The organism is Allobosea sp. RAF48 (assembly GCF_052114025.1).
GTDB lineage: Bacteria > Pseudomonadota > Alphaproteobacteria > Rhizobiales > Beijerinckiaceae > Allobosea.
This window is the reverse complement of sequence record NZ_JBFRDZ010000005.1, coordinates 108,863-132,600: the sequence shown is the minus strand read 5'-3', so window position 1 is coordinate 132,600 and position 23,738 is coordinate 108,863. Positions and strand designations below refer to the sequence as shown.

25 protein-coding genes are annotated in these 23,738 nt (G+C 67.1%); 6 read left to right on the top strand and 19 right to left on the bottom strand.

The genetic code is table 11. The annotated features are described in order from the left end of the window. Window positions 1-41: 41 nt before the first annotated feature. On the bottom strand, window positions 42-323 hold the full coding sequence (locus AB4Z10_RS11510; protein ID WP_441470537.1) for a YARHG domain-containing protein: 282 nt from the start codon (window positions 321-323) through the stop codon (window positions 42-44). Between the two features lie 126 nt (window positions 324-449). Between AB4Z10_RS11510 and AB4Z10_RS11505 the strand changes: the two genes are divergently transcribed. After that, on the top strand, window positions 450-1,124 hold the full coding sequence (locus AB4Z10_RS11505) for a ceramidase domain-containing protein (RefSeq protein WP_441470536.1): 675 nt from the start codon (window positions 450-452) through the stop codon (window positions 1,122-1,124). Here the strand turns inward: AB4Z10_RS11505 and AB4Z10_RS11500 are convergent. Genes AB4Z10_RS11500 through AB4Z10_RS11490 form a run of 3 tightly spaced genes read right to left on the bottom strand, consistent with a single transcriptional unit; the run spans window position 1,096 to window position 4,311 of the window. Beyond that, window positions 1,096-1,395: a hypothetical protein gene (locus AB4Z10_RS11500; RefSeq protein WP_441470535.1), complete on the bottom strand. Its 300-nt coding sequence runs from the start codon at window positions 1,393-1,395 to the stop codon at window positions 1,096-1,098. The genes AB4Z10_RS11505 and AB4Z10_RS11500 overlap by 29 nt on opposite strands. A gap of 47 nt (window positions 1,396-1,442) precedes the next feature. Continuing rightward, complete coding sequence (locus AB4Z10_RS11495) at window positions 1,443-2,474, bottom strand: AMP-binding protein (protein WP_441470534.1); 1,032 nt, start codon at window positions 2,472-2,474, stop codon at window positions 1,443-1,445. A gap of 10 nt (window positions 2,475-2,484) precedes the next feature. Further along, window positions 2,485-4,311: an extracellular solute-binding protein gene (locus tag AB4Z10_RS11490; RefSeq protein WP_441470533.1), complete on the bottom strand. Its 1,827-nt coding sequence runs from the start codon at window positions 4,309-4,311 to the stop codon at window positions 2,485-2,487. Between the two features lie 268 nt (window positions 4,312-4,579). Here AB4Z10_RS11490 and AB4Z10_RS11485 point away from each other — a divergent pair, with 268 nt between their 5' ends. Then, window positions 4,580-5,362: an invasion associated locus B family protein gene (locus AB4Z10_RS11485; protein ID WP_441470532.1), complete on the top strand. Its 783-nt coding sequence runs from the start codon at window positions 4,580-4,582 to the stop codon at window positions 5,360-5,362. A gap of 104 nt (window positions 5,363-5,466) precedes the next feature. On the opposite strand, the gene hspQ is transcribed toward AB4Z10_RS11485, so the two are convergent. Both hspQ and AB4Z10_RS11475 read right to left on the bottom strand, forming a co-directional pair. Beyond that, a complete protein-coding gene (hspQ, locus tag AB4Z10_RS11480; protein WP_441470531.1) occupies window positions 5,467-5,796 on the bottom strand; it encodes a heat shock protein HspQ in 330 nt (109 codons plus the stop codon). 113 nt (window positions 5,797-5,909) lie between these two features. Next, on the bottom strand, window positions 5,910-6,959 hold the full coding sequence (locus AB4Z10_RS11475) for an HpcH/HpaI aldolase/citrate lyase family protein (protein ID WP_441470530.1): 1,050 nt from the start codon (window positions 6,957-6,959) through the stop codon (window positions 5,910-5,912). Between the two features lie 273 nt (window positions 6,960-7,232). Here AB4Z10_RS11475 and AB4Z10_RS11470 point away from each other — a divergent pair, with 273 nt between their 5' ends. Together AB4Z10_RS11470 and AB4Z10_RS11465 are read left to right on the top strand one after the other, a co-directional pair. After that, window positions 7,233-8,204, top strand: coding sequence for an AEC family transporter (locus AB4Z10_RS11470; protein WP_441470529.1), 972 nt, complete (start codon window positions 7,233-7,235; stop codon window positions 8,202-8,204). 9 nt (window positions 8,205-8,213) lie between these two features. Then, on the top strand, window positions 8,214-9,356 hold the full coding sequence (locus AB4Z10_RS11465) for a CaiB/BaiF CoA transferase family protein (protein WP_441470528.1): 1,143 nt from the start codon (window positions 8,214-8,216) through the stop codon (window positions 9,354-9,356). Between the two features lie 79 nt (window positions 9,357-9,435). Here AB4Z10_RS11465 and AB4Z10_RS11460 read toward each other — a convergent pair whose 3' ends face one another. Next, window positions 9,436-10,608 (bottom strand): UbiH/UbiF family hydroxylase, encoded by a 1,173-nt coding sequence (locus AB4Z10_RS11460; RefSeq protein ID WP_441470527.1) that lies wholly within the window; start codon window positions 10,606-10,608, stop codon window positions 9,436-9,438. A gap of 135 nt (window positions 10,609-10,743) precedes the next feature. On the opposite strand from AB4Z10_RS11460, the gene AB4Z10_RS11455 reads away from it, so the two are divergent. Further along, a complete protein-coding gene (locus AB4Z10_RS11455; protein WP_441470526.1) occupies window positions 10,744-11,718 on the top strand; it encodes a quinone oxidoreductase family protein in 975 nt (324 codons plus the stop codon). Between the two features lie 225 nt (window positions 11,719-11,943). Further along, entirely contained in the window at window positions 11,944-12,273 is a 330-nt protein-coding gene (locus AB4Z10_RS11450; RefSeq protein WP_441470525.1) for a hypothetical protein, read from the top strand. A 12-nt stretch (window positions 12,274-12,285) separates the two neighbouring features. Here AB4Z10_RS11450 and rimO read toward each other — a convergent pair whose 3' ends face one another. The 12 genes from rimO to AB4Z10_RS11390 all read right to left on the bottom strand — a co-directional run bounded on the left by rimO (window position 12,286) and on the right by AB4Z10_RS11390 (window position 23,565). Continuing rightward, window positions 12,286-13,605: a 30S ribosomal protein S12 methylthiotransferase RimO gene (gene rimO, locus AB4Z10_RS11445; protein WP_441470524.1), complete on the bottom strand. Its 1,320-nt coding sequence runs from the start codon at window positions 13,603-13,605 to the stop codon at window positions 12,286-12,288. 193 nt (window positions 13,606-13,798) lie between these two features. Further along, entirely contained in the window at window positions 13,799-14,665 is an 867-nt protein-coding gene (locus tag AB4Z10_RS11440) for a sulfurtransferase (RefSeq protein ID WP_441470523.1), read from the bottom strand. Next, window positions 14,662-15,099 carry an OsmC family protein gene (locus AB4Z10_RS11435; protein ID WP_441470522.1) on the bottom strand — a complete coding sequence of 146 codons (438 nt, stop codon included), beginning with the start codon at window positions 15,097-15,099 and terminating at the stop codon, window positions 14,662-14,664. Before AB4Z10_RS11435 ends, AB4Z10_RS11440 begins: the two co-directional genes overlap by 4 nt. A 126-nt stretch (window positions 15,100-15,225) precedes the next feature. Then, the gene (locus tag AB4Z10_RS11430; protein WP_441470521.1) at window positions 15,226-16,272 is read right to left on the bottom strand and encodes a sulfate/molybdate ABC transporter ATP-binding protein; all 1,047 of its coding nucleotides are present in this window, start codon (window positions 16,270-16,272) and stop codon (window positions 15,226-15,228) included. Window positions 16,273-16,296: 24 nt separating this feature from the next. Beyond that, window positions 16,297-17,187 (bottom strand): sulfate ABC transporter permease subunit CysW, encoded by an 891-nt coding sequence (gene cysW, locus AB4Z10_RS11425; protein WP_441470520.1) that lies wholly within the window; start codon window positions 17,185-17,187, stop codon window positions 16,297-16,299. Further along, complete coding sequence (gene cysT / locus AB4Z10_RS11420) at window positions 17,180-18,076, bottom strand: sulfate ABC transporter permease subunit CysT (protein ID WP_441470519.1); 897 nt, start codon at window positions 18,074-18,076, stop codon at window positions 17,180-17,182. The genes cysW and cysT overlap by 8 nt, the downstream gene beginning before the upstream one ends. A 4-nt stretch (window positions 18,077-18,080) precedes the next feature. Then, the gene (locus tag AB4Z10_RS11415; protein WP_441470518.1) at window positions 18,081-19,121 is read right to left on the bottom strand and encodes a sulfate ABC transporter substrate-binding protein; all 1,041 of its coding nucleotides are present in this window, start codon (window positions 19,119-19,121) and stop codon (window positions 18,081-18,083) included. 194 nt (window positions 19,122-19,315) lie between these two features. Beyond that, window positions 19,316-20,773: a siroheme synthase CysG gene (gene cysG, locus AB4Z10_RS11410; RefSeq protein WP_441470517.1), complete on the bottom strand. Its 1,458-nt coding sequence runs from the start codon at window positions 20,771-20,773 to the stop codon at window positions 19,316-19,318. Continuing rightward, window positions 20,770-21,021, bottom strand: a complete 252-nt coding sequence (locus AB4Z10_RS11405; protein ID WP_441470516.1) for a hypothetical protein — start codon at window positions 21,019-21,021, stop codon at window positions 20,770-20,772. Before AB4Z10_RS11405 ends, cysG begins: the two co-directional genes overlap by 4 nt. Window positions 21,022-21,023: 2 nt before the next feature. Beyond that, complete coding sequence (locus AB4Z10_RS11400) at window positions 21,024-21,548, bottom strand: DUF934 domain-containing protein (protein ID WP_441470515.1); 525 nt, start codon at window positions 21,546-21,548, stop codon at window positions 21,024-21,026. Continuing rightward, window positions 21,535-23,205 (bottom strand): nitrite/sulfite reductase, encoded by a 1,671-nt coding sequence (locus AB4Z10_RS11395; protein ID WP_441470514.1) that lies wholly within the window; start codon window positions 23,203-23,205, stop codon window positions 21,535-21,537. The genes AB4Z10_RS11400 and AB4Z10_RS11395 overlap by 14 nt, the downstream gene beginning before the upstream one ends. A gap of 3 nt (window positions 23,206-23,208) precedes the next feature. Further along, window positions 23,209-23,565 carry a DUF2849 domain-containing protein gene (locus tag AB4Z10_RS11390; RefSeq protein ID WP_441470513.1) on the bottom strand — a complete coding sequence of 119 codons (357 nt, stop codon included), beginning with the start codon at window positions 23,563-23,565 and terminating at the stop codon, window positions 23,209-23,211. Window positions 23,566-23,738 lie beyond the last annotated feature (173 nt).

The window sequence follows — 23,738 nt, the reverse complement described above, 5'->3', positions numbered from 1 at the left end:
AGCCCTGCCTTCCACAGGCAATCGCCGTGAACGATTTCGGGTCAGCGCGGGCAGCGCAGCGCCCGTTCCTGCCGGACGATGTCGGCGATCACGCGGCGGTCATTGGCGGAAAGCGGCACGTCCTCGATATTGTCGTACTGGCAACCCGCGTTGCCGAATGCCGCGATCGCGCGCTGCGTGCGGAAGCAGTAGCCCTGCGCCTTGTAGATCTCGTTACGGGCGGTCCAGAGGTTCGCGCAGGTCTCGGGGTTGGCAAACGCCGGGGCAGTGGCTCCGGCTGCGAGCAGGAGGCTTGCGGACAATGAAAGGCGAAGGCTGCGCATATTGGTGTTCCCCGGCATGAGCGCGTGAGCTTTGCGGACCGGCCGCGGCAAGGCAACAGTCGGCACGCGACATGACGCTGTCGCAACGGCGGGGTTCGCTGAGGCGGGCAAGGGACGGGCGGATCGATGCGGTTCGGCTATTGCGAAAGACTCGATGCGAGCTTCTGGGCCGAGCCCGTCAATGCGGTGACGAACGCGGCCTTTCTCGCGGCCGCGCTGATGGCCTTTCGGCTCTGGCACCGGCAGGAAGGGCGCGACGGCATCGCGCTCACATTCATCCTGCTGGTCGTCGCGATCGGAGCCGGCTCCTTCCTGTTCCACACCATGCCGAATCGCTGGGCGGTGCTGGCCGATGTCGTGCCGATCCAGCTCTTCGCCTTCGGCTATTTCGCATTCGCGCTCAGCCGGTTCCTTGGTGCATCAGGGTTGATCACGGCGATCGGGACGCTTGCGTTCTTCGGCCTCGCGCTCGTTCTCTCCTGGGCGGGGCGTGCGGTTCTGCCGGCGATGGTGGCAGGCTCCACCGGCTATGCGGCCTTCCTGCTCGGGCTTGTCGGCATCGCGCTCGCCATGCCGCGCGATCCGGCCCTGAGCGGCCAGCGCAAGCTTCTGGCCTTGGCCGGTGTGGTTTTCGCCGTTTCGCTGACGATGCGCAGTATCGACGGGCTGCTTTGCAGCGCTGTGCCGCTCGGAACGCATTGGCTCTGGCATCTGCTCAATGCGCTGGTGCTCTACGCGCTGCTGCGCGCCGCGGCGCTCTCCGGCGGCAAGTCTACTTCTTCGCCAACTCCAGACAGGTGATGAGCTGGACATAGCTCGGCGGCCCGCCGAGGCTCGCGCCTTCGGTGCAGGTCGTCCGGGCCTGGGCGGGGTATTCCGACCAGCGCGCTTCCAGCGCGGTGCGGGCCTTTTCCTCGTCGTCGCGGCAGGCGCTGGCGGGGCGGCCGATACCCGTGGCCGATTTATCGGCGCTGCCACAGGAGGCGTTGATATCGAAGCGCGGGACCTTGTCGGCGACGGCAAGTGCCGGGCTCGCGGAGAGCGAAAGCAGGACAAGACCGACGGAAAGCATGGTGAACACTCCGCAGAATGCGCGCCCCATCATCGTCATCGCGCTGTTCAGCCCGTGGGCGTCTGGCGCCTGATGACGGTGATGTCCGAAGCACTATGCACCGCGATGTCGACGATGGCGAGATCGGGGCGATCAATTGCCGGATAGGAGAGCTGACTGCCGGTCCGCTGCACGAAAACAAGGCTGGCGAGCGCCGGATGGCCCGCCAGTCGCGAATGGGCCAGTGCCGGCTCCATGTTGCCCGGCAGCACGAGATGGACGCTGCGCCCGCCTTCGATGCAGGCCTGGAGATCGCCGAGGTGGAACAGGCCGAGCGGCAGTAATTCGACGCCGGTGAGCATCGCCATGCCCGGCCCGCTGGCGAGCGCCGCGAGATCGCCTCCGACCAGGGTGCTGACGATCCGCGAGGAGGTCATCGGCTTCAGTGCCCGCGAGATCTCGAGCGCCTTGCCGAGAATCTCCCGCTCGGAAATCCGCTGCGGACCTTGAAGCGAGACGGCGTCGGCGACCTGCAGCCAAGGGCGCTCGACCGGCCCGGGCAGGGGATGCAGGCTCGCATTGGCCAGGAGGGTGTCGAGCGGCGCGACGCCATCGGGCACGTCCGGACCGAAGCCGCCGACAAAGCGGGTGCTGAAGGCGCGCATCGCGAGATTGCGCAGCATCAACAGCGGCCGCAATGGCCCGACGCGACTGACGCCGAGCGCCATGACCGCGCCTGAAGCCTCGATGAGGCGCAGCAGTTCAAGCTCGTTGCCGTGCAGCGGCAGCATCAGCGGGGAGAGGCCGGCACGCAGGCTGGCGAGCACGGAAACGACCGCCTCGGGCCCCAAAGGCGCCAGGATCGCGACGCTCGCGCCCGGCTGTCCCTTGTTGGCGGCAAGAAGCCTTGCGAGCTGGTCGATGCGCTGATCGAGCTGCAGGAAATTGATCGAGGCCGGGCTGACATCGCTCCAGCCGCGCCGCCCCGGCGGGTCGCGCAGGGCGGCCTCATAGCCGCGCCTGCGCGTCAGGGCCTTGAGCAGCGTATCGATATCGAGCCCATCGAGCAGGGCGGAAGCCTCGTCCTGTTCTGCTCGCATCGACGGCCCTTCAATTCGCAGGAGCGGGCGTGGCCGGAAGGCGCGCCAGCGTTTCACTGGAGAGGAAATAGGCCGGCTGGCGCCCTGCCATCACAACGTCCCGCGCAAGGGCGAGCCAGGTGTCGGGCAGGTAGTAGAGCGGCACGACGTAGAAGCCCGACAGCAGCAGCCGGTCGAGCGCCCGCACAGCGGCGACGAAATCCTCGCGCTCGCGGGCGCCGAGCAGGGCCTGCAGCACCGCATCGACGGCGGGCGATCTCACCCCTGCGTAGTTGAGCGACCCCTTGCGCTCGGCGTTCGCCGCGCCCCAGCGCCCGATCTGCTCGTTGCCGGGCGAGGCGGAGGCCGGCCAGGTCCACTGGATCATGTCGAAGTCGAAGGCAGAGAGCCGCCGCCAGTACTGGACGTCGTCGATCAGCCGGACAGTGGCGGTGATCCCCAGGCGGCCGAGCGACTGCGCGTAGTTCAGCGCCAGCCGTTCCTGTGGGCGGCTGGTGACGGTGATCTCGAAGGCGAAGGGTTCGCCCTTGCCGTTGCGCAAGGCTCCGTCCTGGAGCGCATAGCCGGCGCCCTTGAGCAGGTCGAGCGCCCTGCGCGCCTGCTCGCGGTCCCGGCCCGATCCATCGGTTTCCGAGGGTTTCCACGTGCCTGAAAGGATATCCTCGCGCACTGCATCTGGGAAAGCGGCGAGCAAGGCCTTCTCGCGGCCATCGGCGGGGACGCCGAGGGCGGACAGGGGTGAATCGGAAAAGAAGCTGCCGGCGCGCCGATAGACGCCGTGGAACAGGTTGCGGTTGACCCATTCGAAATCGAACAACAGGCCGAGCGCCTCGCGCGCCCGGACGTCGGAGAACACCGGGCGGCGTGTGTTGAAGACGAGCCCCGTCATGCCCTTTGGCGTGTCGAAATGCAGGGTCTGGCGAACGATGCGCCCGTCATGCACCGCGGGGATATCGTAGCCGGTCATCCAGCGCGTCGGATCGCCTTCGAGTCTTACATCGTAGAGCCCGGCCTTGAACGCCTCGAACAGGGCGTTGGAATCCCGGTAGAAATCGTAGCGGATTTCATCGGCATTGAAGAGGCCGCGGGTCAGCGGATGGTCCTCGGCCCAGAAATCCTTCCGCCTCTTGAGCGTCAGCGATTCGCCGGGCCGGACCTCCCCGACGGCATAGGCGCCGGAGCCGAGCGCGGGCTTGAAGCTCGTATCGCCAAATGTCTCGGCATTGGTCGCGTGCCTGGCGAAGATCGGCAGCGCGCCGATCACCAGCGGCAATTCGCGGTTGGAGCCGTCGCCGAGCTCGAACTCGACCCGCTTCTGCGAGGGTGCCGATGCCTTGGTGATGCGCGCGAGGCTGGAGCGGTGGAAGGGCTTGCCCTTCGTCTTCAGCATCTCGACGGTGAAGAGCACGTCCGCGGCGGTGACGGGCGTGCCGTCCGCGAAGGTTGCGCGAGGGTCGATCTCGAAGGCGAGCTTCCTGCGATCGGCGTCGAGCTCCACTTGCGAGGCCAGCAGGCCATAGGCGGTGAAAGGCTCGTCGGCCGAGCGGAAGAGCAGGCTCTGCTGCACATATTTCGGCACGGCATCGGGCGCGACGCCGAGAACGATCAGGGGGTTCAGGCTGTCGAAGGTGCCCTGGAGGCCGAAGATGATCCGGCCGCCGCGCGGAGCCTTCGGATCGGCATAGGGCAGATGGGCGAAACCAGGGGGCAGGGCAGGCTGGCCGTGCATCGCTATGGCGTGCTGCACGGGGGCCGAATCAGCCAACGCCGAGCCGCCGCGCGCCAACAGGGCGAGCGGGCTCAAGGCGAGCATAGCGTTGACCCTGCGGCGGCTCATCGCCAAGGGCGATCGACAAAAATCCATCGTAAGACCTGATTCCCTACGTAAGAATAGCATGGGCTGACGGCCGTCACTTAGCTATTCGGGCTGGAATCCGGCGCGCGAAGTCGCTAAAGCCGAGTCCGGGTGTCATTCAAACGCCTCAATCACCCTTGATGTGCACGGCTTGCTATGGCCGGCGCCGTCATGCGATTGGGCCGTCGGTGGTGACGCGCGGCTTGCGAAGTCGTGATCCCCGAATTCGCCTGATAAGGAAAGACAGAGAATGTCCGCTTCGTTTCGCCTGTCATCGTCTGCTCTAGGGCTGGTTCTCAGCGCGGCGGTCGGCTTCGCGCCCGTCGCGGCTTTCGCGCAGGCGCAGCGCCCCGCCGCCCCGGCCCGCCCTGCAGCCCCGCCGGCTCAGCAGCCGGCTGCCCCCGGGCAGCAGCCCGCCGCTGCCAGCGGCCCGGCCGTCGTCCAGGTCAAGCCCGAGCCGTCCCAGACGAGCTGGACCAAGGTCTGCGGCAAGGACCAGGCCGCCAACAAGGAAATCTGCTACACCACCCGCGATTTCGTCTCGGATCAGGGCCAGCCGGTGCTGGCGGCTGCCGTCTATGACGTGAAGGGTGACCCGAACAAGATCGTCCGCTTCCTGATGCCGCTCGGCCTGATGCTGCAGCCCGGCATCCGCTTCGGCGTCGACAACGCCCAGCCGACGGGCGGCCGCTACGCGATCTGCTTCCCGAACGGCTGCTTCGCCGAGGCGCAGGTCAAGGAGGACTTCATCAACGCGATGAAGAAGGGCACCACGCTCAACATCAGCGTCCAGAACCAGGGCGCCCGCGAGGTGACCTTCGCCGTTCCGCTCGCCGATTTCGCCAAGGGCTTCGACGGCGCGCCGATCGATCCGAAGGTGCTCGAGGATCAGCAGAAGCAGCTTCAGGACGAGCTGGCCAAGCGTCAGGAAGAGCTGCGTCAGCGCCTCGGCGCCGGCGGCGCCAATGCTGCTCCGGCGCCCGGCGCGGCGCCGGCTCCGGGTGCTGCTCCGGCGACCCCGCCCAAGCCCTGATCGGCTGAGCACGAACCAAACGGAAAGGGCCGGCTCGATGGAGCCGGCCCTTTTTCATTGATCATTGTGATGGCCTGTGCGTCCCGGCACAGGCAGCCGCGGCCTCAGTGCAGCTCCGCATGGTCGATTCGGTAGCGTCCCTTCCGGTCGCGCCGGAAGAACTCCTTGGCGCGCGGATGCCGTATGGGCGCGCCGGAATCGTCGCTGACGAGGTTCTGCTCCGAGACATAGGCGACGTATTCCGTCTCCTCGTTTTCGGCGAAGAGATGGTAGAAGGGCTGGTCCTTCGACGGGCGCATGTTCTCCGGGATCGCCTCCCACCATTCCTCGGTGTTGGAGAAGACCGGGTCGACGTCGAAGATCACGCCGCGGAAGGGGTAGATGCGGTGCTTGACCACTTGCCCGATCCGGAATTTGGCCGAACGCGCTTCCATGACTCATCCATACTGAGCCGGCCGATCCGTCGCCGGCTTACGTTCTCGCCGCCCTTGCGAGAGCAATGCGTCGTAAATGCGTCGAAATCAATCGACCTCGCCGTATTGTCCAATCACATTCCGTAGCGTTGCGCGAGGTCGGGGTCGCGTGCGGCGACCTGCCGGGCGAGGTCGACGATCACCTTGGCCTGCTTCCAGGTGGCATCGTCCTGCATTTTGCCATCGATCATCACGGCGCCGGAGCCGTCCGGCATCGCCTCCAGGATGCGCTTGGCGAAGGCGATCTCGGCCGGGTCGGGGCTGAACACGCGCTTGGCGATGTCGATCTGCGAGGGATGCAGCGTCCAGGCGCCGGCGCAGCCCAGCAGGAAGGCGTTGCGGAACTGCGCCTCGCAAGCTGCGCCATCGGCGAAATCGCCGAAGGGGCCGTAGAAGGGTTTGATCCCCGCAGCAGCGCAGGCGTCGACCATCTTGGCGAGCGTATAGTGCCAGAGATCCTGCTGCGCGACGGCGCGTGGCCCGCCATCGGGGGAGGGGTCGGCAATCACCTTGTACTCCGGATGCCCGCCGCCGACGCGCGTGGTCTTCATGGCACGCGAGGCGGCGAGGTCGGCCGGGCCGAGGCTCATGCCGTGCATGCGCGGCGAGGCGGTCGCGATCGCGTCGACATTCTTCACGCCCTCGGCGGTTTCCAGGATCGCGTGGATCAGGATCGGCTTCGGCAGGGCGTGGCGCGCCTCGAACTGGGCGAGGAGCTGATCGACATAGTGGATGTCCCAGGGACCCTCGACCTTCGGCACCATCACGACGTCGAGCTTGCCGCCGATCTCGGCCATGATCGCGGTGATGTCATCGAGGAACCAGGGCGAGTTCAGCGCATTGACGCGGGTCCACAGGCCAGTCTTGCCGAAATCCACGGCCTTGCCCATGGCGATGAAGCCGTCGCGGGCGGCCTGCTTGGCCTCGACCGGGATAGCGTCTTCCAGATTGCCGAGCACGATGTCGACCTGGGGGGCGAGCTCGCCGACCTTGGCGCGGACCTTCTCCAGATGGGGCGGCACGAAATGGATCATGCGCTCGAGCCTGAGCGGAAGCTCCCGATAAGGCTCCGGTGCGCCGATCGCGAGCGGGCGAAAGAACTGGCGCGGTGTTTTTGTTGTCATCGGGCGCTCCATGCTGCGACGCAGCGAATGTGGCGGAGGCGACTTCGCGCGTCCATGGTTCTTTCGATTGGGTTTTAGGTATTAAATACTAGGAATCTTTGCCTCTAAGAACGAGAGAGCTTTAAGTCCTAGGCATGAAGTCTCTCCTCTGCGCTTGGCGAAGAGGTCCACGCTTGGAATGGCCTTGCTGGCGCTGCCCCATGCGCTAGATGCAGGTGTCCGCGGGCGGCTCGACCTCGGCGGGCGTTCTAGCCCCGAACCGACTGCTTGTGGATGGCCGACCTTCTCAACATCTTCAATCTGGTCGCGCCCTTCTTCGGGCTGATCCTGCTCGGCTTCGCCATCGGCCGCTACAAGCAGCTGCCGGAGGCGGGGCTCGTCTGGCTGCAGTTCTTCCTGATCTATGTCGCGCTGCCGCCGCTGTTCTATCGGCTGATCGCCGACAAGCCGCTGAGCGAGCTCGCCAATTGGAAATTCATCGCCGGCACGACCACGGCGACATTCTGCGCCTTCTGCCTGTCATTCGCGCTCGGGCTGAAGCACAACAAGGGCGACATGCCGCAGGCGGTGATGCAGGGCGTTGCCGGGGCCTATTCCAACATCGGCTATATGGGCCCGCCGCTGATCCTTGCGGCGCTCGGCCCCAGCGCCAGCGCCCCGGTCGTGCTGATCTTCGTCTTCGACAATATCCTGCTGTTCTCGCTGGTGCCTTTCCTGATGGCACTGGCGGGCGTCGAGAAGAAGAGCGTGCTCGCCACCACGCGCGAGGTGATCTGGCGGGTGCTGACGCATCCGTTCAACATCGCGACCTTGGCCGGCGTCGCGGCCAGCTATTTCAAGGTCGAGCTACCTGTCGCGGTCGACCGGATGGTGCTTTGGCTCTCGCAGGCGGCCGCGCCCTGCGCGCTCTTCCTGCTGGGCGTCACGGTGGCGCTGAGGCCGATGAAGACCATGCCGGGCGAGGTTCCCGGGCTGGTCGTGATCAAGCTCCTGCTGCATCCGCTGCTGGTCTGGGTGCTGCTGTCGGCGCTCGGTGGCATCCCGGCGCACTGGATCTATGCCGCGATCATCATGGCGGCGCTGCCGCCCGCCCTGAACATCTTCGTGATCGCGACGCAGTATCGCGTCGGCATCGAGCGCGCCTCGGCCTGCATCCTCGTCGGCACCGTCGTGTCGATGATCACGCTGCCGGGCTTCCTGTGGCTGGTGAAGACGGGCAGGATAACGGCTGATCTCTTCCATTGAGGGTGCCGGATGCTGCCGCTGGACGATCTGCTGGTCCTCGATTTCTCGACGCTTCTGCCCGGCCCGCTGGCGAGCCTCTTCCTTTCCGAAGCTGGGGCGCGCGTGATCAAGATCGAGCGGCCGGGCGGCGAGGATATGCGCGGATTCCCCCCGCGCTTCGGTGAGACGGCGGCGCCCTTCGCGGTGCTCAATCGCGGCAAGGAGAGCGTCGAGATCGACCTGAAGGCGCCGGACGCGTTGGCGCGGCTTACCCCGCTGATCGCAAAGGCCGATATCCTGATCGAGCAGTTCCGGCCGGGCGTGATGGAGCGACTCGGCTTCGGCTATGAAGCGCTGAAATTCCATAATCCGCAGCTGATCTACTGCTCGATCAGCGGCTTCGGCCAGGACGGCCCGCGCGCGCAGGAGGCCGGCCATGACATCAACTACCAGGCGCTCGGCGGCCTGCTCGGCCAGTCGCTGAAGCGCGGCGAGGCGCCGCCCTTGCCGCCGCCGCTCGTCGCCGACATTGCCGGCGGCACCATGCCGGCCGTGCTCAACATCCTGCTGGCGCTGCGCCAGCGCGAGCGCACCGGCGAGGGCTGCCATCTCGATATCGCCATGGCCGATGCCATGCCGACCTTCGCCTGGTACGGGCTGGCGCAGGGCCAGGTGACCGGCTCCTTCCCGGATGGCGGCGAGGGGCTCCTGACCGGGGCGAGCCCGCGCTATGGGCTCTACGCCACGGCCGATGGCTGGTTTCTCGCGGTCGGGGCGCTCGAGCCCAAGTTCTGGCAGAGCTTCTGCGACGGGATCGGTCTCGACGAGCGGTTGCGCGACGACCGTCGCGATCCGGAAGCGACCCGCGCCGCGATTGCAGAGATCATCGCGAGGGAAAGCGCCGACTACTGGCGCACCGTGGTCGAGCCGTTGGATTGCTGCTGCACCGTGGTGCGCACGCTGGAAGAGGCGGTGTCCGATCCGCAGATGACGGTCCGCGGCCTGCTCGATGCGCAGGTCGAGGAACCGGGCGGGCGGCGCCTTGTTTCGACGCCGCTGCCGCTGGCACCAATGTTTCGGGAGCGGGCCGAGGGGTTGCGGAAGGTCGCGGCCAGCGGCGCTGACACGAGTAGGGTGTTGCAGGCCGTCATTCTCGGGCGAAGCGAAGCGTAGACCTGAGAATCTCTGGCCGAAAAAAGCAGGAGCCTCCTCCGGCAGGAGATGCTCGGGTCAAGCCCGAGCATGACGGCCGTCAATGGGCCGCGCCGCCCGCCAGCCCCTGCCGCATCACGAAGCGCCGCAGGGGGCCGATCCGCGAGAGCGCCAGCAATCCCGCGCCGCGCATCAGGTCGGCAGGCAGCAGATCCGTCAGCAGCGTGCGGTTGAGCGCATCGACCGCGCCGGTCCGCAGCCGGACATCGGTCCGCCGTGCGGCGTCGTAAGCTGCGATCACGGCCTCGCCGCCGGGGTCCGAGGCGCCTTCGAGCGCATCGCGCAGCGCCGCGACGTCGCGCAGGCCGAGATTGAGCCCCTGCGCGCCGATCGGCGGGAAGACATGTGCGGCCTCGCCGATCAGCGCCATGCGGCCGGCGCCGAAGCGATCGACCGAAAGCCCTCCCATCGGAACCTTGCCGCGCGGCCCTTTCACGGTCATGGCGCCGAGCAGCGACTGCACCTGCTTTTCGACCCGCAGCGCGAAGGCCGCGTCGTCGAGCGCGGCGATGCTCTCCGCCTCCGCGGGCTCGAGCAGCCAGACCAGCGAGGAGCGGCGCCCGGGCAGGGGGACGAGCGTGCAGGGCCCCTGGCGCGTATGGAATTCGGTCGAGGCCTCGCGATGGTCGCGGCGGTGCTCGAAGATCGCGGTCAGCGCCACCTGTGGATAGCGCCAGTCCCGGCTCGTGATGCCGGCCGCGGTACGCACCTGCGAATTGCGGCCGTCGGCGCCGATGACGAGCCGGGCCTGCACGGCAAAATCATCTCCGGAGAGGCGGATTCCGCCGGCCTCCGGCTCGATGGCGCGCACAAGGCCGGGGATCATCCGCAGGCCGTGGAGCTTGCCGGCCTTTTCGGCCAGCATCGTGGTCAGGTCGGCATTCTCGATATTCCAGCCGAAGGCTTCGAGCCCGATCTCGGAGGCGCGGAACTCGACCGGCGGCTGGCGGAACAGGCTGCCGGTGTCGTCGACGAGGCGCATCACCGTGAGCGGAGCGGCCTTGGCCAGCAGGGCATCCTGGACGCCGAGCTCGCCCAGCAGGCGCCAGGAGCCGTCGAGCAGAGCGACGGTGCGTCCGTCGCGGGGCGTCGCGACGGGGCCGAGCAGGGCGACGCTGCGCCCCTCGCGGCTCAACGCCAGCGCGGCTGCGAGGCCGACGGCGCCCGCGCCCACGATGGCGATGTCGACCGGATCGGCGGTGTGCGTGCTCATAGCTCTTCGCTATCCGATGAGCCGCGACTTGGCCACGGTCCGCAAAGTCGCAAGGTGCGTTCTGCGTTCGGCAAGGATGCTGCTTTCCTGTGCGATGAACTATGGTCGGCCATCCATCCGAGGGAGATGAATTTCATGGTCAAAGCCATTCGCGCCCACAAGACCGGCGGTCCGGAAGTCCTTCAGTTCGAAGAGATCACCCTGCCGCAGCCGGGGCCCGGCGAAATCCTGATCCGGAACCGGGCGATCGGCCTCAACTTCATCGACACCTATTTCCGCTCGGGCCTCTATCCGGCACCGCAACTGCCGTTCGTGCTCGGCAATGAGAGCGCGGGCGAGGTACTCGCTGTCGGCCCGAACGTTGCGGAATTCAAGGCCGGCGATCGCGTCGCGGTCGTCTCGGCGCTCGGCGCCTATGCCGAGGAGCGCATCGTGCCGGCGGCTTCCGTCGTCGCGCTGCCCGAGGGAATCGCCTACGAGGCCGCCGCCAGCATGATGCTGAAGGGCCTCACCGCCGAGTATCTGCTGCACCGGACCTACAAGGTGAAGCCGGGCGACACGATCCTTGTCCATGCCGCGGCCGGCGCGACCGGCCTCATCCTCTGCCAATGGGGCAAGGCGCTGGGTGCGACTGTGATCGGCACCGTCGGCTCGAAGGAGAAGGCGGAGCTGGCGAAGGCGCATGGCGCCGACCACGTCATCAACTACCGCGAGGAGGATTTCGCGACGCGGGTGAAGGAGATCACCGGCGGCAAGCTCTGCGACGTGGTCTATGACGGCGTCGGCAAGGACACCTTCATGAAGTCGCTGGACACGCTGAAGCCCTTCGGCCTGCTGGCGAGCTTCGGCAATGCCTCGGGCGCGGTGGAGGCCTTCAATCTCGGCATCCTCGCCAGCAAGGGCTCGCTCTATGTCACCCGGCCGACGCTCAATACCCACACGGCCAAGCGCGACACCATGATCGCGATGGCGAAGAACCTGTTCGACGCCGTCACGAGCGGCAAGGTCAAGGTACCGGTCAACGCGACCTTCCCGCTGAAGGACGCGGCCGAAGCCCATCGCCTGCTGGAATCGCGCGGCACGACGGGTTCGACCGTTCTGATTCCCTGATCGGGCTCGACCAAGGCCGTCATGCGCGGGCTTGCCCCGAGCATCTCGGAAACCAGAGACCTTTCGGCATGAGATTCCCGGGGCAAGCCCGGGAATGACGCCAAGTGGGAGCAATGCGCCCGGCCATCCGGGCGCATTTTTTATGCGAAGCATGAACCCGGACACGGGGTGCCGCGACGAATCGGTGCCAGCGCATGCTGGCGACCATTCAGGACCCCGACGCTCATGTCGTCCAAGTTTCAGGCCGCCGCGTTCCTCTTCGCTGTCGTCGCCCTTTCGGGCGTCGCGCTGGCCCAGCAGGCCCGAGGGACCGGTGGACAAGCCGCCACCCATACCGATGCGATCCTGCAGGGCGTCGAGAAGGGACGCGTGCGCGTCCCCGGCTCGGTCCGACTGCGCTATGCCGAGACCGGCTGCACGGCCGGGGTCTGCAGCGAGCCTCCCCGGCAGGTGGCGCAGGTCGAGACCGTGGCGTCCAGCGACGCATGCAGCAGCCTCGGTACGGCGCGCGACCGCAACGGCCGCACCATCCGCCGGCTCTGCACCTTCAATTGAGAACGTGACTGTTCAGACGGCGACGCCATGAAGATCGTAGGCGTCGGCACGCTCGATCTTCACCGTGACGATGTCGCCCGGCCGCAGGGGACGCCGGCTCGCGACATAGACATTGCCGTCGATTTCGGGTGCGTCCCATTTGGAGCGGCCCTTGGCGACGGTCGGCCCGGCCTCGTCGATGATCACCGGGATGCGCTTGCCGACGCGGCTCCTGACGATGCGGGCCGAGATCTCGGCCTGGGCCTTCATGAAGCGGTGCCAGCGGGCCTCCTTCTCCTCCTCGGGGACGAGATTGAGGCCGAGGTCGTTGGCTGGCGCGCCCTTCACCGGCTCGTATTTGAAGCAGCCGACGCGCTCCAGCTTCGCTTCCTTCAGCCATTCGAGCAGGAACTGCACGTCCTCCTCGGTCTCGCCGGGGAAGCCGACGATGAAGGTCGAGCGTATCGCGAGGTCCGGGCAGATGTCGCGCCACTTCCGGATGCGGTCGAGCGTGCGGTCCTGATGGGCCGGGCGCTTCATCGCCTTCAGGACATTCGGCGAGGCGTGCTGGAAGGGGATGTCGAGATAGGGCAGCACGAGCCCCTCCTGCATCAGCGGGATCACCTCATCGACATGCGGGTAGGGATAGACATAGTGCAGGCGCACCCACATCCCCATCTGGCCGAGTTCGCGGGCGAGCTCGAAGAAGCGGGTGCGGATCTCGCGATCCTTGAACATCGAGGGCGCGTATTTGATGTCGAGCCCGTAGGCGCTGGTGTCCTGCGAGATCACCAGCAATTCCTTGACGCCGGCCTTGGCCAGCTTCTCGGCCTCGCGCAGCACGTCGCCGATCGGCCGGGAGACGAGGTCGCCGCGCAGCTTCGGGATGATGCAGAAGGTGCAGCGATTGTTGCAACCCTCTGAAATCTTGAGATAGGCGTAGTGCCGCGGCGTCAGCTTCACGCCCTGGTCGGGCACGAGGTCGACGAAGGGGTCGTGCTTCGGCGGCACCGCCTGATGCACGGCCGAGACGACGCTTTCATAGGCCTGCGGGCCGGTGATCGCGAGCACGTTGGGGAAAGCGTCGCGGATCTGTTCCGGCTCGGCGCCCATGCAGCCGGTGACGATGACCTTGCCGTTCTCGGCCATCGCCGAGCCGATCGCCTCGAGCGACTCGGCCTTGGCGGAATCGAGGAAGCCGCAGGTGTTGACGATGACGAGGTCGGCGCCCGCATGGCTCTTGGAGAGCTCATAGCCCTCGGAGCGCAGCGAGGTGATGATCCGCTCGGAATCGACGAGCGCCTTCGGGCAGCCCAGCGAAACGAAGGAGATTTTCGGCGCGACGGCGTTCATCGGCTGGTGGCTCGGTCAAAAATGTCAGGAAGCGCCGCGCGTCACAGCACGCGATCGGCGCTTCCTTTGAACCTTTTCAACCAGTTTTGCAATTCAAACGTCATTGCGAGCGCAGCGACGCAATCCAGGGCGACAAAACTCCACGCACCCTGGATTGCTTCGCCGCTTCGCTCCTCGCAATGACGATGCGATATCAGGCCGCCTTGCCGGTGGCCACCGGGCGCTCGGGATCCTGCGTCCAGTCGGTCATCGAACCGTCGTAGAGTGCGACCTCGTCGCGCCCGAGGACTTCCGACAGCACGAACCAGTTCGCCGCAGCGGAATGGCCGGTATTGCAGTAGGAGACGACCGGCCCCTTCGGCACGGTCGAGAACAGCTTCTCCAGTTCGCCCGGCGCCTTGAGCTTGCCGCTGCCGGGCTCGAAGGCACCGGCATAGTCCCGCTGGATGGCGCCGGGGATATGGCCGGCGCGGGTCGCCTCGGCAGCTTTCTCGCGCCCTTCGAAATAGCTCGGCCCGCGCGCATCGACGAGGCTCGCCTGCTTGCTGCGCGACGCGACGAGGGTGGCGTCGGTCGTGCTGCGCAGGCGCTGCTGCGCCACGACGGGATAGGAGGCCGTGCTCTTCGGCGCGGAAGCGCCGCGTTCGACCGGCCGCTGCAGATCGGCGGTCCAGCCCTTGAAGCCGCCGTCGAGGATCGCCTGCTGGCCGTGGCCGATGAGCTTCAGAGTCCAGTAGACCCGCGCCGCCGCGGCGAAATCGGTGGCGGCGGTGCCGGCCGGGACGATGACGACGTCGTCATGCGGCTTGATGCCGAGTCCTCCCGCGAGCGCCGCGAGATGGTCGAGCGGCGGCAGCATGCCCGGCGCGTTGCCGATCTTCGCCCGCCAGCCATCGGCCGCGTAGTCGGAATGGACCGCGCCGGGGATATGCCCGGCCTCGAAGGCGGCCTTTCCGCCATCGGCGGCGGTACGGATGTCGATGACGACAAGATTTTGGTCGCCCAGCCGCGCGGCCAGCGCCTCCGGCGAGATCAGCCCTGCGAGTTCGCCCCTGCTCATTCAGCAGCCTCCTTGTGCAGTTCGTCGATCACTTCGAGGCTGTAGGTCATCTCGGCGGTCGCCCCGAGCATGATCGAAGCCGAACAGTATTTCTCCTTCGACAAAGTGACGGCGCGCTCCGCCTTGGCGTGCGACAGGCCCTTGCCGGCGATGCGGTAGGCGAGGTGGATCTTGGTGAAGACCTTGGGGTCGGTCGTGGCACGTTCGGCCTCGACCTCGACCTCGCAGCCAGTGACCGACTCGCGGCCCTTCTTGAGAATGCTGACGACGTCGAAGCCGGTGCAGCCGGCAAGGCCGATCAGCAGCATCTCCATCGGCCGGATGCCGATGTTGCGCCCGCCATATTCAGGCGCGCCGTCCATCATCACGGCATGGCCGCTGCCGGCCTCGCCCATGAAGGCCATGCCTTCCACCCATTTCGCGCGTGCTTTCATCGCGATCTCCTGTCCGGATCGAGGACCGTCGGCGAAACGCCGGCCGGATTCGGGAGGGAAGCTATGGCATCGGGCCGAAAAGTGGAAACCGGTTTTCGGCACCGGCCGATGTCGAAAAATGCCGGATCAGGCAGCGGCGAACAAATTGCCGTGGGCGATGCGCAGGCGGATTCGCTCGCCGATCGCCGGCGCGACCTGGCTGGCGAGATCGACGTCGAGACGCTTCTTCAGCCCCTCGACCGCCACTTCAGCCCGGCGCAGCGGCCCGTTGCGGCGCAGATGCTCGACCACGCCGGGCAGCGCCAGCGGCGTCTCGTCGACGATGCGCAGATGCTGCGGGCGGACATAGAGCGAGGCCGGGCCACCCTGGTTCTGCGACAATCCGCCCAGCACCGGCCGGTCGCCGAAGAAGGCCTGGCTGCCGACGACCTTGACCGGCAGCTTGTTCACCTCGCCGAGGAATTCGCAGATGAAGGGCGTCGCCGGATGGTCGTAGACGTCGTCGGCCGAGCCGACCTGCTCGATGCGCCCGTCATTGAGGATGGCGACCCGGTCGGCGAGCTCCAGCGCCTCTTCCTGGTCGTGCGTCACGAAGACGGTCGTGTGGCCGGTGCGGCCGTGCAGCTCCCGCAGCCACGCGCGCAGGTCCTTGCGGACCTTGGCGTCGAGGGCCCCGAAGGGTTCGTCGAGCAGCAGCACCCGCGGCTCGATCGCGAGCGCTCGCGCCAGCGCCACGCGCTGGCGCTGGCCGCCGGAAAGCTGGCTCGGATAGCGCTTCTCCAGACCCGGAAGCTGAACGAGTTCGAGCAAGACACTGACGCGCCTGCGAATCTCATCGTTGCTCGGGCGTTCGCGGCGCGGCCGGGACCTCAGCCCGAAGGCGATGTTCTCGGCGACGTTCATCGTCTTGAACAGTGCATATTGCTGGAAGACGAAGCCGATGCGGCGGTCGCGCAGGGAGAGGTCGCGCGTGTCGGTCTCGCCGAAGAGGACGCGGCCGCGATCGGCCTGTTCCAGCCCGGCGATCAGGCGCAGCAGCGTGGTCTTGCCCGAGCCTGACGGGCCGAGCAGCGCGACGAGCTCTCCCGGCTGGATGTCGAGCGAGACGCCGCGCAGCGCCGGGAAGTTCTCGAAGCGCTTCTCGATGGTCTCGATGGTGACGGCGACCGACATGGCCCAGCTCCTTCGTCCGCGGGGTCAGTGGCGGCGGCTGGCGGCGATCGCATCGCCGTAGCGCCATTCCAGCAGGGTCTTGAGCACGAGGGTGACGAGGGCCAGGCCCGCCAGCAGCGAGGCCACCGCGAAGGCGGCCGCTCCCATGTACTCATTATAGAGGATTTCGATGTGCAGCGGCATGGTGTTGGTCACGCCGCGGATCTTGCCCGAGACGACCGCGACCGCGCCGAATTCGCCCATGGCGCGAGCGTTGCAGAGCAGGACGCCGTAGAACAGGCTCCACTTCACGTTCGGCAGCGTCACCATGAAGAAGACGCGCCAGGGTGAGGCGCCGAGCGTCAGCGCCGCCTCCTCATCGGCCGAACCGAGCGACTGCATATGCGGGATCAGCTCGCGCGCCACGAAAGGAAAAGTGACGAAGACTGTCGCCAGGATCAGGCCCGGCAGGGCGAAGACAATCTTGAGATCGTGCGCCTGCAGCCAAGGGCCGAAATAGCCCTGCGCGCCGAAAAGCAGCACGAAGACGAGGCCGGAGATCACAGGCGAGACCGAGAACGGCAGGTCGATCAGGCTGATCAGCAGGTTCTTGCCTGTGAATTCGAACTTGGCGATGGTCCAGGCAGCGGCGATGCCGACGACGATGTTGAACGGGACCGCGATCGCCGCAACGAGCAACGTCAGCCGGATCGCCGACAGCGCATCGGGCTCCGTGATCGCGGCGCGATACGCATCCCAGCCTTTGGCGCCGGCCTCGATGAAGACGGTCACGAGTGGCAACAGCAGGAAGAGCAGCAGAAAGGCGAGCGAGATGGTGATCAGCACGATCTGCACGCCGAGGCTTTCGCCGCGCGCGCGGCTGGCGCTGCGAGGTGCCTGCGTCGCGACGGCCGAGGGCAGAATGGCGTCAGACATCGCCGAACCTCCTGCGGGCGCGGGCCTGGATCAGGTTGCCTACGAGGATCAGTGCGAAGGAGATCAGCAGCATCGTCGTCGCCACCACGGCCGCTCCGGCATAGTCGAACTGCTCGAGCCGGATCACGATCAGGAGGGGCGCGATTTCCGACACCATCGGCACGTTGCCGGCGATGAAGATCACCGAGCCGTATTCGCCGACGGCCCGTGCGAAGGAGAGCACGAAGCCGGTCAGCAGCGCCGGCGCGACCTGCGGCAGGATCACCCGGAAGATCGTCCTGAAGCGGCTGGCGCCGAGCAGCGCCGCGGCCTCCTCGACATCGCTCTGCAGCTCCTCCAGCACCGGTTGCACGGTGCGCACCACAAAGGGCAGGCCGATGAAGATCAGCGCCACCATCACGCCGAGCGGCGTATAGGCGACCTTGCCGTCGAAGCCGAAGGAGAGATCGGTGAAGGGGATGGTGACGCGGAAGGCCAGCGGCGCCAGCAGCGACCCGACCCAGCCGTTCGGCGCATAGATCGCCGCCAGCGAGATGCCGGCCACCGCGGTCGGCAGGGCGAAGGGCAGGTCGACGGCCGCGTCGATCAGGCGCCGGCCCGGAAACTCGTAGCGCACCAGCACCCAGGCCAGGATCAGGCCGAACACGGCGTTGACGAGCGCCGCGAACAGCGCGGCCGTGAAGGAAAGCTTGAGCGCTGCCAGCGTGCGCGGGGACGTCGCCACCGCCCAGATGTCGGAGGGGCCCGCGCTGGCGGCCTTCAGGAAGAGGGCCGCCAGCGGGATCAGCACGATCAGCGACAACGCGGCGACGGTGACGCCGAGCGCCAGCCCGAAGCCCGGCAGGATGCTGGGCTCGCGCCAGCGGAAGCTCGTCGTCGTCGCCGCCATGGCGTCAGCGCGCCGGCTTGTAGAGCTGGTCGAAGGTGCCGCCATCGCCGAAATGGGTCGGCTGCGCCTTCTTCCACCCGCCGAAGACGCCATCGATGGTCACCAGCTCGATTTTCGGGAAGTTGGCGACGTCCTTGCTGTCGGCGGCTTCCGGGTTGCGCGGGCGATAGAAGTTCCTGGCGATGATCGCCTGCGCCTTCGGCGTATAGAGGAACTCGAGATAGGCCTGCGCCTGCTCGCGGGTCTTCTTGGCGTCGACATTGGCGTCGACAAGGGCGACCGGCGGCTCGGCCAGGATCGACAGGCTGGGCACCACGATGTCGAACTTGTCCGCGCCAAACTCCTTGAGGGCGAGGAAGGCCTCGTTCTCCCAGGACAGGAAGACGTCGCCGATGCCGCGCTGGGTGAAGGTCGTGGTCGCGCCGCGCGCGCCGGTGTCGAGCACCGGGACGTTGGCGAGGAGCTTGCCGATATAGTCGCGCACCTTCCCCTCGTCCTTGTTGAAGGCCTTCTCGGCATAGGCCCAGGCGGCGAGATAGTTCCAGCGCGCCCCGCCTGAGGTCTTCGGGTTCGGCGTGATGATCTGCACGCCCGGCTTCACCAGATCGCCCCAGTCCTTGATCGACTTCGGATTGCCCTTGCGGACGAGGAAGACGATCGTCGAGGTGTAGGGCGAAGAGTTATGCGGCAGACGCGCCTGCCAGTCGAGCGGCAGCTTCTTCGAGCGCTCGGCGATGGCGTCGATGTCGCCGGCGAGCGCCAGCGTCACGACATCGGCATCGAGCCCGTCGATGACGGTGCGAGCCTGTGCGCCGGAGCCGCCATGCGACTGACGGATCGTGCTGATCTTCTTGTCGGGGTTTTTCGCGTTCCACTCGGCAATGAAGGCCGCGTTGATGTCACGATACAGTTCGCGGGTGGGGTCGTAGGAAACGTTCAGGAGTTCGGTCTGGGCGCGGGCTCCGGCAACGACGCCGAAGCAGAGGGTGAAGGCTCCCAGAACAAGCCCGGCCCGGAGGAGGCGGCTGTAAACGGGTCGCGTCATGTCAGGGCTCCGTTGCGTTCACGGCGAGGCTCGGTTCAAGCTTCGATCCGTTCTGAAAAACAAACGAAACGTACTGAATTGGCGGTTTTTTCTCAATGACCTAGCGCAATGTGCGCCTTCCAAACTTGGGCGCCGGAGGAGAAAACGCTTCTCCGGCGATGACGTTCCCGCCCGGCGATGAGGCCGGGCCGCTATCAGGCACGGCGGCGGTCAGCTGCCGGATTGGCGTCGGCCAGAGCCGGGCCGAAGGCGTGGCCGAGCAGGACCAGAACGGGGCCGCTCGCCGGTAGTTCGCCTAGCCGCTCCGGCAGGGTCGCGATGGTCGCAGCGACGCGCTTTTCGTCCGGGCGGGTGGCGGAGAGCACGGCGACGGCCGGCGTTTCCGGGTTGAGCCCGGCGGCGATGGCGCGCTCGCGGAAGCCGGGCAAGGTGGCACGCGCCATGTAGATCACGGTCGAGGCGGCAGGATCGGCCATGGCGCGCCAGTCGAGATCATCAGGCAACTCGCCCTTGCGCGAATGGCCGGTGACGAATTGCAGGCGCCGCGCATGGTCGCGATGGGTCAGCGACAGGCCGAGCGAGGCGGCCGCGCCTTGCGCGGCCGAGATGCCCGGCACGATCGCGACGGGAACACCGGCGGCCTGGCAGGCCTCGATCTCCTCGCCGGCGCGTCCGAAGATGCCGGGGTCCCCGCCCTTCAGCCGCACGACATGCTTGCCCTGTGACGCCAGCGAGACGATCAGCGCGTTGATGTCGCCCTGCTTCACCGAGGGGCCGTAGCCGGTCTTGCCGACCAGCATGCGTTTGGCCTCACGCCGCGCCAGCTCGAGCACGCCCGGCGAGACGAGATCGTCGTAGAGGATGATGTCGGCGCTCTGCAGGGCGCGGATCGCCTTCAGCGTCAGCAACTCGGGATCGCCCGGGCCGGCGCCGACCAGCGTGACTCGGCCCTTGCCGTCATGCGCGGCCTCGATCAGGGCGAGCCGCGCGAAGAGTTCCGCCTCGTCCTGCTTGCTGGGGGCGCGCCCCGGTTCAGCCATCGCCCTGCCGGCGAAGAGCTCCCAGAAGGCACGCCGCAGCGCGAAGGGAAGTTCGCGAGCCTGGACCGACGGGCGCCAGTCGGCTGCGGCCAGCGCCCAATTCTTCAGCCCTGCCGGCAGCAGTGCCTCGATCTTGGTGCGGATCGCCTGGCCGAAAACCGGCGCGGCGCCATCCGTGGACACGGCGACGATCAGCGGGGAGCGGTTGACCAGCGCGCCGAAGGCGAAATCGCAGTATTCCGGCTTGTCGACGATGTTGACCGGGACGCCCGCCTGCCGGGCTGCGGCCACGAAGGCGCGGACCGCGTGGGCATCGTCGAGATCGGCCACGGCGATCGCGGCGTCAACGAGGTCGCCAGCCTGCCAGGGCCGGTCGTGCACATGGACGCGACCGCCGGTCTCGCCCTGCGAAAGTCCCGCGAACAGCCCGGCCTCGCCATCGGCGAAGACATGAAGCTCCGCTCCGGTCGCGGCGAGCAGCTCAGCCTTCCACAGCGCGCCCTCGGTCGCGCCAGCGAGCACAACCTTGCGCCTGTCCAGCTTGTGGAAGAGCGGCAGCGTCGCCAGCGGCTCGATGCGCGCCGCGGTGGTTTCGGGCTGTCTGTCGATCATTGCGTGGTCGCTGCGGCCTTCTGATCTGCCGCACTGTGCTCGCCGCCCGCCGGTGGAGTCAGCAGCCACAACGCGGCCAGTGCCAGGATGATAAGGCGAAAGCAAAGATCGAACCAGCGCCCGCGTGCCTCGCTCGCAGACTGGCGGGGCAGCATGACCTCGAACTCGGCGTTCAGGTCGTCCTCGTTGATGCCCGCGGCGGCGCCGGGGCGTTCGACGGAGCTGTGCGCGGCGGTCGAGATCGTCATGCTCACTCCGCCGCGATGGGGGCCGCGGCTGCCGCCGCCCGGCGCTGGTCGAGGATGTTGCGCCCGGCCTCGCCATAGCCACGCTGATAGGTGGCGCTGAACGATTCCCGAGCATGCAGCCATTGCGGCGCGGGTTGGCGGGCTGCGCTCGCCTCCGGCAGCTCGATGGTGTCGAAGCCGCAGGAAAGGGCATAGGCGAACTGGTCGGCGATCAGGGGGCCGCTGGCGCGGACTTCAGCTTCGAAGCCGGCGCGCCGGATCTGGCGGGCAAGGCTGAAACCGCGACCGTCCGAATAGGCGGGAAAGGCGATGGCGACCAGCGCAAGTCGTGGCAGGAACGGCGCGAGCGCGGCGAAGGGGACGGAGTTGGGCAGGATCACGCCGATCTGCTGATCGGGCGTTCGCGCCTCGAGCGCCTCAGCCAGAGCCTCCCACGGCACGAGCGCGGCCGGGATGTTGCCGATCGCGGCGCCTTCGCTGCGGGTCCAGCGATCTTCCCGACTTCCATTCCGGTCAAGCAGCGGCACGGGCGGTCTCCTGGAACGCGGCCTTGAACGGCGCAAGGCCGATACGGCGGACATTGTCGATGAAGCTCTCGCCCTCGCTCCGCTCGGTCAGATAGACGGCGACGATCCGCTCGATCGCGTCCGGCACTTCCTCGGCAGCGAGGCCGGGACCGAGGATCTCACCGATCGCGGCGTTCTCGGTGGCGTCGCCGCCGAGCGTGATCTGATAGGATTCGATGCCGCGCTTCTCCAGGCCGAGAATGCCGATATGGCCGACATGGTGGTGGCCGCAGGCGTTGATGCAGCCGGAGATCTTGATGCCGAGCGGGCCGATCTCGCGCTGGCGCGCTGCATCGGCGAAACGCTGCTGGATCGCCTGTGCGATCGGGATCGAGCGGGCCGTCGCCAGCGCGCAGTAGTCGAGGCCGGGGCAGGCGATGATGTCGGTGACGAGGCCGATATTGGCCTCCGCCAGACCCGCTTCCCCGAGCTTCTGCCAGATTGCGGGGAGGTCGCGCTGACGCACATGCGGCAGCACGAGGTTCTGCGCATGGGTCACGCGCAGCTCGTCGAAGGAGTAGCGCTCGGCCAGATCGGCGACGAGGCGCATCTGCTCGCTGCTCGCGTCGCCCGGCGCCTGGCCGAGCGGCTTCAGGGAGATCGTCAGCGCCGTATATCCGGGCGCCTTGTGCTTGTGGGTGTTGACCTCGACCCAGCGGGCGAAGGCCGGGTTCGCGGCTTTGGCCGCCTCCAGCGTGTTGCTGACGGGCGGCAGCGCCTCGTAGCGCGGCGGTGCGAAATAGGCGGCGATCCGCGCGACTTCGTCGGGATCTGCATTGATCGAAGGACCGTTGAGCTCGGCGAACTCGGCTTCGACCCGGCGGGTGAACTCCTCGGCGCCGATCTCGTGGACGAGGATCTTGACGCGGGCCTTGTACTTGTTGTCGCGCCGGCCTTCGAGATTGTAGACCCGCATGACCGCTTCGAGATAGGCGAGCAGGTCCTGCTTCGGCAGGTAGTCGCGCACCACCTTGCCGATCATCGGCGTGCGGCCGAGCCCGCCGCCGACGCTGACCTCGTAGCAGACCTCATGTGTATCGGGGTGGCGACGGAGCCTGAGCCCGATGTCGTGTGCCTTGGTCACGGCCCGGTCGTGTTCGGCGCCGGTCACAGCGATCTTGAACTTGCGCGGCAGGTAGCTGAACTCGGGATGGGCCGAGGACCATTGCCGGATCAGCTCGGCGGTCGGGCGCGGATCCTCGATCTCGTCCTGCGCCACGCCGGCGAAGTGGTCGGCGGTGACGTTGCGGATGCAGTTGCCCGAGGTCTGGATGCAATGCATCTCGACATCGGCGAGCAGGCCGAGGATCGCCGGGATGTCGCGCAGCTTCGGCCAGTTGAACTGCAGATTCTGGCGCGTGGTGAAATGGCCGTAGCCGCGGTCATAGCGCTCGCCGATCAGGGCCAGCTGGCGCAGCTGCCGGGAGTTCAGCGTGCCGTAGGGAACGGCGATCCGCAGCATATAGGCGTGGAGCTGGAGATAGACGCCGTTCTTGAGCCGCAGTGGCTTGAACTCGTCCTCGGTCAGAGAGCCATCGAGCCGGCGCGCGACCTGGTCGGTGAACTGCGCCACCCGCTCCCGGACGAAACGCTCGTCGAATTCGTCGTAACGATACATGGATCAGCCCTTCGGCGCGGAGGCGATGCCTTCACCGGCCTGCTTGCCGAGATCGGGACGATTGCTGGGGCCGAGCGTCTTGAAACGCTCGCGGAAATGGCGCGGAACCGGGTGGCCGCTCTCGATCGACACGTCGACGAGATAGGCGTCGACGACCTTGTTGCCGCGCAGCTCGGCGGCAGCGAAGGCCTCCAGCCGCTCCGCCGCCGCCTCGTCGGCGGCGACGAGGGCCGGCGCTGGATCGCGCGTCCAGATGAGGGCTCCGGCATCGCCGGCTGCGGCGAAGATGACATCGCCGTCGAGAAGGTCGTTGGCGAGCAGGATTGCCGGCAGCGGGACGCGTTTCGTCGTGGCGGCCATCACGTGGCCTCCGCGAGCGTCGGCGACGACCCATTGTGATGGCTCAGGCCCTGTCGATCGATGACGTCCAGAATCGCCACAGCAATACCCATCCCCGTTCGGTCTTTCGAACAGGGATTTTACGCTACGAGCGGGCTGCAGCTCAATTCACATCAGATAGGGTGTTTTGCTGT

What these genes read in the sequence shown, in the direction of transcription:
- AB4Z10_RS11435 (WP_441470522.1), bottom strand. Translation starts at nt 15,099, where the DNA reads ATGAAAGCACGCGCGAAATGGGTGGAAGGCATGGCCTTCATGGGCGAG.
- AB4Z10_RS11390 (WP_441470513.1), bottom strand. Translation starts at nt 23,565, where the DNA reads ATGGCCGCCACGACGAAACGCGTCCCGCTGCCGGCAATCCTGCTCGCC.
- AB4Z10_RS11495 (WP_441470534.1), bottom strand. Translation starts at nt 2,474, where the DNA reads ATGCGAGCAGAACAGGACGAGGCTTCCGCCCTGCTCGATGGGCTCGAT.
- AB4Z10_RS11490 (WP_441470533.1), bottom strand. Translation starts at nt 4,311, where the DNA reads ATGAGCCGCCGCAGGGTCAACGCTATGCTCGCCTTGAGCCCGCTCGCC.
- hspQ (WP_441470531.1), bottom strand. Translation starts at nt 5,796, where the DNA reads ATGGAAGCGCGTTCGGCCAAATTCCGGATCGGGCAAGTGGTCAAGCAC.
- AB4Z10_RS11460 (WP_441470527.1), bottom strand. Translation starts at nt 10,608, where the DNA reads ATGAGCACGCACACCGCCGATCCGGTCGACATCGCCATCGTGGGCGCG.
- AB4Z10_RS11395 (WP_441470514.1), bottom strand. Translation starts at nt 23,205, where the DNA reads ATGTATCGTTACGACGAATTCGACGAGCGTTTCGTCCGGGAGCGGGTG.
- cysG (WP_441470517.1), bottom strand. Translation starts at nt 20,773, where the DNA reads ATGATCGACAGACAGCCCGAAACCACCGCGGCGCGCATCGAGCCGCTG.
- AB4Z10_RS11405 (WP_441470516.1), bottom strand. Translation starts at nt 21,021, where the DNA reads ATGACGATCTCGACCGCCGCGCACAGCTCCGTCGAACGCCCCGGCGCC.
- AB4Z10_RS11455 (WP_441470526.1), top strand. Translation starts at nt 10,744, where the DNA reads ATGGTCAAAGCCATTCGCGCCCACAAGACCGGCGGTCCGGAAGTCCTT.
- AB4Z10_RS11500 (WP_441470535.1), bottom strand. Translation starts at nt 1,395, where the DNA reads ATGCTTTCCGTCGGTCTTGTCCTGCTTTCGCTCTCCGCGAGCCCGGCA.
- AB4Z10_RS11485 (WP_441470532.1), top strand. Translation starts at nt 4,580, where the DNA reads ATGTCCGCTTCGTTTCGCCTGTCATCGTCTGCTCTAGGGCTGGTTCTC.
- AB4Z10_RS11510 (WP_441470537.1), bottom strand. Translation starts at nt 323, where the DNA reads ATGCGCAGCCTTCGCCTTTCATTGTCCGCAAGCCTCCTGCTCGCAGCC.
- AB4Z10_RS11475 (WP_441470530.1), bottom strand. Translation starts at nt 6,959, where the DNA reads ATGACAACAAAAACACCGCGCCAGTTCTTTCGCCCGCTCGCGATCGGC.
- AB4Z10_RS11440 (WP_441470523.1), bottom strand. Translation starts at nt 14,665, where the DNA reads ATGAGCAGGGGCGAACTCGCAGGGCTGATCTCGCCGGAGGCGCTGGCC.
- AB4Z10_RS11430 (WP_441470521.1), bottom strand. Translation starts at nt 16,272, where the DNA reads ATGTCGGTCGCCGTCACCATCGAGACCATCGAGAAGCGCTTCGAGAAC.
- AB4Z10_RS11465 (WP_441470528.1), top strand. Translation starts at nt 8,214, where the DNA reads ATGCTGCCGCTGGACGATCTGCTGGTCCTCGATTTCTCGACGCTTCTG.
- AB4Z10_RS11505 (WP_441470536.1), top strand. Translation starts at nt 450, where the DNA reads ATGCGGTTCGGCTATTGCGAAAGACTCGATGCGAGCTTCTGGGCCGAG.
- AB4Z10_RS11470 (WP_441470529.1), top strand. Translation starts at nt 7,233, where the DNA reads ATGGCCGACCTTCTCAACATCTTCAATCTGGTCGCGCCCTTCTTCGGG.
- AB4Z10_RS11415 (WP_441470518.1), bottom strand. Translation starts at nt 19,121, where the DNA reads ATGACGCGACCCGTTTACAGCCGCCTCCTCCGGGCCGGGCTTGTTCTG.
- rimO (WP_441470524.1), bottom strand. Translation starts at nt 13,605, where the DNA reads ATGAACGCCGTCGCGCCGAAAATCTCCTTCGTTTCGCTGGGCTGCCCG.
- cysW (WP_441470520.1), bottom strand. Translation starts at nt 17,187, where the DNA reads ATGTCTGACGCCATTCTGCCCTCGGCCGTCGCGACGCAGGCACCTCGC.
- cysT (WP_441470519.1), bottom strand. Translation starts at nt 18,076, where the DNA reads ATGGCGGCGACGACGACGAGCTTCCGCTGGCGCGAGCCCAGCATCCTG.
- AB4Z10_RS11450 (WP_441470525.1), top strand. Translation starts at nt 11,944, where the DNA reads ATGTCGTCCAAGTTTCAGGCCGCCGCGTTCCTCTTCGCTGTCGTCGCC.